6 protein-coding genes are annotated in these 5,637 nt (G+C 67.9%); all 6 read left to right on the forward strand.

All coding sequences use genetic code 11. From position 1 onward, the window contains the following. Nucleotides 1–568: ABC transporter permease (locus ACESY8_RS19335; RefSeq protein WP_498794941.1), on the forward strand; the 568-nt coding region annotated here is incomplete at its 5' end. Continuing rightward, entirely contained in the window at nt 553–2,190 is a 1,638-nt protein-coding gene (locus ACESY8_RS19340) for an ABC transporter ATP-binding protein (RefSeq protein ID WP_148341609.1), read from the forward strand. The genes ACESY8_RS19335 and ACESY8_RS19340, both read left to right, overlap by 16 nt. A 28-nt stretch (nt 2,191–2,218) precedes the next feature. Next, nucleotides 2,219–2,752, forward strand: coding sequence for an FmdE family protein (locus tag ACESY8_RS19345; RefSeq protein ID WP_054339265.1), 534 nt, complete (start codon nt 2,219–2,221; stop codon nt 2,750–2,752). Between the two features lie 10 nt (nt 2,753–2,762). Continuing rightward, the gene (gene larE, locus ACESY8_RS19350; RefSeq protein WP_434307916.1) at nt 2,763–3,506 is read left to right on the forward strand and encodes an ATP-dependent sacrificial sulfur transferase LarE; all 744 of its coding nucleotides are present in this window, start codon (nt 2,763–2,765) and stop codon (nt 3,504–3,506) included. Continuing rightward, the gene (gene larB / locus ACESY8_RS19355) at nt 3,507–4,268 is read left to right on the forward strand and encodes a nickel pincer cofactor biosynthesis protein LarB (protein WP_054339259.1); all 762 of its coding nucleotides are present in this window, start codon (nt 3,507–3,509) and stop codon (nt 4,266–4,268) included. After that, the gene (larC, locus tag ACESY8_RS19360; RefSeq protein ID WP_054339260.1) at nt 4,265–5,572 is read left to right on the forward strand and encodes a nickel pincer cofactor biosynthesis protein LarC; all 1,308 of its coding nucleotides are present in this window, start codon (nt 4,265–4,267) and stop codon (nt 5,570–5,572) included. The genes larB and larC overlap by 4 nt, the downstream gene beginning before the upstream one ends. Nucleotides 5,573–5,637: the final 65 nt, after the last annotated feature.

The raw sequence follows: 5,637 nt of genomic DNA on the forward strand, positions 1-5,637 counted from the left end.
GGGGATACTGGCGGGCTTTGTGGGGGGCTGGGCGGACGCTCTGATCTCCTTCCTGATCCAGGTGCTTCTGGCTATCCCCCAGCTCCCGGTCATGATCGTCATTGGGGCCTTTCTGGGGCAGAGCACCTGGAACCTGGTCTGGATCATCGCCGCCTTCTCCTGGGCCCCGGTGGCCCGGCAGATGCGGGCCAAGACCATCTCCATCCGGCGGCGGGACTACGTGCAGATGGCCCGGCTCTACGGCGGCGGAACCTGGTACCTCATCCGCACCCACATCGGCCATGAGCTGTGGCCTCTGCTCACCATCAATGCCCTGGCGGTGGTGGGACGGGCCATTCTCCAGGAGTCCTCCCTGGCCTTTCTGGGCCTGTCCGACCCGCTGGCCCGCTCCTGGGGTATGATGATCGCCCGGGCCGTGGACTTCCCCGGTCTCTACCGGACGGACTTCTGGACGTGGTGGCTCCTCCCGCCGGTGGGGGCGCTGGTGCTGTCCACGCTGCTGCTGCGCCTGCTGGTGGGCGGGCTGGAGGAACAACAGAGGAGGGACAAGCCGTGCTGCTGGAAGTGAACAACCTGTCGGTGTCCTACCCGGAGTTCACCCTTCACCCGGTGAGCTTTGCTCTGGACGCCGGGGAAATGCTCACCATCGTGGGGGAGTCGGGCAGCGGCAAGACCACCCTGGCCCGCGCCATCGCCTGCCTGTCCGAGCCGGAGGCCCAGGTCAGCGGGCAGGTGTACCTCAACGGCAGGGAGCTGCTGGCCATGGACGAGCGGGCGCGCAGGCCCCTGCGCATGAAGGAGTTCGCCCTCTCCTTCCAGAACTCGGCCGAGTGGCTCAACCCCTCCCTCACCCTGGCGGAGCACCTGCGGGAGGTGCTGTGCCGGGCGTACCGGGGGGCGGCCATGGCGGCGCGGATGGAGGAGCTGATGGCCCTGGTGGGTCTGGAGACGGCGGATCTGGAGCGCTATCCCCGGGAGCTGTCCGGCGGCATGGTGCAGAAGTTCCTGCTGGCCAACGCCCTGGCCCTCAACCCCGCCCTGGTGCTGCTGGACGAGCCCACCGGCGCCCTGGATATCGCCTCCAGCCGGGGGATCACGGCGCTGATCCAGGAATTAAACCGCAGGCTGGGCACCGCCTTCCTGGTCATCACCCACGACATGAAGCTGGCCGCCGACCTGGGCGGGCGGACGGTGGTGCTCTACGACGGGCACGTGGAGGAGGCGGGGGACACCCGCGCCCTTTTGGACCACCCCCGCCACCCCTACACCCGGGGCCTGCTCCAGTCGGCGGTGGGCCTCAACCCGGTGCGGGACATGTGGGGCATCCGCCCCACCACCGTCTCCTACACCCGGCAGCCCCACGGCTGCCCCTTTTACGGCCGCTGTACCCAGAGCCTGCCCGCCTGCGCCGGCCACGCCCCGGAGCTGACGGCGCAGCCAGACGGCCGCCTCCTGGCCTGCAACCGGGGGGGCGTGCTCACGCTGCTGGAATGCCGGGGCCTTTGCAAAGCCTTCGGGCGGCAGCGGGTGCTGGACGGCATCGACCTCACCCTCTACAGCGGGGAGATCGTCTCCCTGGTGGGCCGCTCCGGCGCGGGCAAGACCACCCTGGCCCGCACCCTAGCGGGGCTGCTCCCCCTGGAGGGCGGCGGCTCGGTGGAGTTCCAGGGGGAGGCGGCCGACTTTGCCGCCCTCCACCGCCGTCTGGGCGGGGTGCAGATGGTGCTCCAGGACAGCCAGGCCGCCCTCAACCCCCGCATGACGGTGCGGGAGGCGGTGGAGGAGCCCATGCGACTGTCCGGCTGCTTTCAGGACGGGGCGGCGGAGCGGGCGCTGGAGGACGTGGGCCTTTTCGCCTGCGACAGCTTTCTCACCCGGCACATCCACGCCCTGTCCGGCGGCCAGCGGCAGCGGGTGGCCATTGCCCGCGCCCTGACCATGGAGCCGGCCCTTCTCATTGCCGACGAGCCCACCTCCATGCTGGACCCCTCGGGCAAGGCCAACCTGCTGCGGATGCTCAAGGGCCTGCAGAACAACCGGGGCTTCTCCATGCTGTTCATCACCCACGATCTGGACAGCGCCCTGAAGATTTCCGACCGTCTCTTCCGTCTGGAGAAGGGGGCGCTCACCCGGCTGAACCCCAACGACTACATTCAAGTGCGTTTTGACGGCCTGTTTGACGCGGGCTAGCCCTACGCCGTAGAAAGGACGAATGAATATGGACCGACAAGCCCTCTGGGACAAATGCGTGGCCTTCCACGGCCATGCGTGCGGCGGCCTGACCATCGGCTTCCAGGCCGCCCGGTACGCCATGGAGCTGCTGGAGCTGGACTTCTCCGCCGACGAGGACGTGGTGTGCATCACGGAGAACGACGCCTGCGGCGTGGACGCCATTCAGGTGCTACTGGGGTGCAGCGTGGGCAAGGGCAACCTGCTCTTCCACCTCCGGGGCAAGCAGGCCTTCTCCTTCTACAACCGGAAGACCGGCAAGGCGGTGCGCCTGGTGCTCCGCCCCACTCCGGCGGAGTACCAGACTAAGGAGGAGCGGTTCCGCTACCTCCAGGACGCCGCCCCCGCGTCCCTTTTCGACGTGAAGCCCGCCGTGCTGTCCCTGCCCGAGAAGGCCCGGCTCTTCCAGTCCCTCCCCTGCGACGGCTGCGGCGAGGTGACGGCGGAGCACCTGCTCCGGCTGGAGAACGGGAAAAAGCTGTGCCTGGACTGCTTCCGGGCCTACAACCGCTTCGACCTGTAAGGAGTCAAACATGACGCTGAACGAGTTTTTCGCAGCCCATCCCAAGTGCGCCCTGGGCTTCTCCGGCGGGGTGGACTCGGCCTATCTGCTGTACGCCGGGGTGCAGGCCGGGGCGGATATCCGCCCCTACTACATCAAGACCGCTTTCCAGCCCCGGTTTGAGCGGGACGACGCCCTCCGGCTGGCCGGGGAACTGGGGGTGGAGGTGACGGTGCTGGAGCTGGACGCCCTGGCCGACCTGCGGGTGGCGGCCAACCCGGCGGAGCGGTGCTACTACTGCAAGCAGAACCTGTTCCGCGCGCTGAAGGCGCGGGCCGCGGCCGACGGATACGCCGTCCTGCTGGACGGCACCAACGCCTCCGATGAGGCGGGGGACCGGCCGGGCATGCGGGCCCTGCGGGAGCTGGAGGTGCGCTCCCCCCTGCGGGAGTGCGGCCTGACCAAGGCGGACATACGCCGCCTGTCCAGGGAGGCGGGCCTGTTCACCTGGGATAAGCCGGCCTACGCCTGCCTGGCCACCCGGATTCCCACCGGGGAGGCGCTCACGGAGGAGGTCCTGGCGCGGGTGGAGGGGGCGGAGGACGCCCTGTTCCGCCTGGGCTATACCGACTTCCGGGTGCGGGTGTTTCACGGGGCGGCGCGGCTCCAGCTTCCGGCCGGGCAGCTGGAGCGGGCCGTCCGGGAGCGGGCCGCCCTGCGGGCGGCACTGGCCCCCTATTTCAAGCCGATTCTGCTGGATTTGGAGGAGCGCTGAATGGAACAGAGAGCGATCAAGGCCCTGCTGGAGCAGGTGGCCGCCGGACAGGTGGATGTGGACGACGCCCTGCTCAGGCTGAAAATGGAGCCCTTTGAGGAGCTGGGCTTTGCCAAGCTGGACAGCCACCGTGGCCTCCGCCAGGGGGTGGCCGAGGTGATCTACGGCGCGGGCAAGACCCCGGAGCAGATCGCCCGCATTGTGGACGCCATGCGCTCCGGCGGGCAGGACACCATCCTCATCACCCGCATGTCGGCCGAGGCGGCGGCGGCCATTGACCCGGCCCACCCCTTCACCTATTACGAGATGGGCCGCATCGGCATTGTAGGCAGCCTTCCCTCCCCAGACGGCAGCGGGAAGGTGGTGGTGGCCACCGGCGGTACCAGTGACATGCCGGTGGCCGAGGAGGCCGCCCTCACCGCCGAGGCCCTGGGCAACGAGGTGGTGCGCCTGTACGACGTGGGGGTGGCGGGGCTGCACCGTCTGCTCTCCCACCTGGAGGAGCTCATGAGCGCCAACGTCATCATCGCCATCGCGGGGATGGAGGGCGCTCTGGCCAGCGTCATCGGCGGGCTGGCCGACTGCCCGGTAATCGCCGTCCCCACCAGCATCGGCTACGGGGCCTGCTTCCACGGTCTGTCCTCCCTGTTGTCCATGCTCAACTCCTGCGCCAGCGGGGTGAGCGTGGTCAACATCGACAACGGCTTCGGCGCAGGCTATCTGGCCAGCATGATCAACCACATGGGAGGGAAACAGAAATGAGAACACTCTATCTGGACTGCGGTATGGGGGCCGCCGGCGATATGCTCATGGCGGCCCTGCTGGAGCTTGTGGACGACAAGGCGGCCTTTCTGGAGAAGATGAACGGCCTGGGCCTGCCCGGCGTGGCGGTGTCCGCCGTACCGGTCGTCAAATGCGGCATCACCGGCACCCATGTGGCGGTGACGGTACACGGGGAGGAGGAGGTCAGCTGTGACGTATCCCCGGAGGGGCACATCCACCATCACGACCACGACCATGATCACGGCCATGACCACGGCCACAGCCATGAGCATGGTCACGAGCACAGCCACGAGCACGAACATGGCCATGAACACGAGCACCACCATCACAACCACGACCATAGACATCACCACCACACCGGAATGGGGGAGATCCGCCATCTGCTGGGCCATCTGGAGCTGCCCGAGGCGGTACGGGCCGATGCGGAGGCGGTCTACGGCCTGATTGCGGAGGCTGAGAGCCACGCCCACGGCGCGCCGGTGGAGGAGATCCACTTCCACGAGGTGGGCAGCCTGGACGCGGTGGCCGACGTGGCGGGGGTCTGCCTGCTGGTGCACATGCTGGGTGTGGAGCGTATCGTGGCCTCCCCGGTACACGTTGGAAGCGGCCAGGTGCGCTGCGCCCATGGCATCCTGCCCGTGCCCGCCCCCGCCACAGCCCACATTCTCCGGGACGTGCCCATTTACGGCGGAGCCATCCGGGGAGAGCTGTGCACCCCCACCGGCGCGGCGTTGCTCAAGCACTTTGTCACCGAGTTCGGCTCCATGCCGGTGATGAAGGTGGAAAAAATCGGCTATGGTATGGGAAACAAGGACTTTGAGGCGGCCAACTGTGTCCGCGCCCTGCTGGGGGAGACCGCGGGCGGCGGGGACGAGGTGGCCGAGCTGTGCTGCAATCTGGACGACATGACCGCCGAGGCCATCGGCTTTGCCCAGGAGGAGTTGCTTGCCGCCGGAGCACTGGACGTGTATACCACGCCCATCGGCATGAAGAAGGGCCGCCCCGCCGTGCTGTTCTCCTGTATGTGCCGCATGGAGGATCGGGAGAGGCTGCTTGGCCTGCTTTTCCGGCACACCACCACTCTGGGCGTGCGGGAGAATGTGTGCCGCCGGTATACCCTGGAGCGGGGTGAGCGCACCGTGGATACCCCCCACGGCCCCGTGCGGCTCAAGACCGCCTCCGGCTGGGGCGTCGTCCGCTCCAAGCCGGAGTACGAGGATGTGGCCCGTATCGCCCGCGGCCAGGGCATCAGCCTGGCTGAGGTGTTTGATTGGCTCAAGTGACCTGTACTGTGTTTTAAGTCTAAGTCTACCAAATGTCTACCAAAAAGAGCCCCGAACCGTTGCGG

It is taken from the genome of Clostridium sp. ATCC BAA-442 (genome assembly GCF_964239415.1).
GTDB classification, from domain to species: domain Bacteria; phylum Bacillota; class Clostridia; order Oscillospirales; family Oscillospiraceae; genus Flavonifractor; species Flavonifractor plautii.

Bases quoted from the DNA above. Each gene is read 5' to 3' on its own strand.
- larC (WP_054339260.1), top strand. From the start codon at position 4,265: ATGAGAACACTCTATCTGGACTGCGGTATGGGGGCCGCCGGCGATATG.
- larB (WP_054339259.1), top strand. From the start codon at position 3,507: ATGGAACAGAGAGCGATCAAGGCCCTGCTGGAGCAGGTGGCCGCCGGA.
- larE (WP_434307916.1), top strand. From the start codon at position 2,763: ATGACGCTGAACGAGTTTTTCGCAGCCCATCCCAAGTGCGCCCTGGGC.
- ACESY8_RS19345 (WP_054339265.1), top strand. From the start codon at position 2,219: ATGGACCGACAAGCCCTCTGGGACAAATGCGTGGCCTTCCACGGCCAT.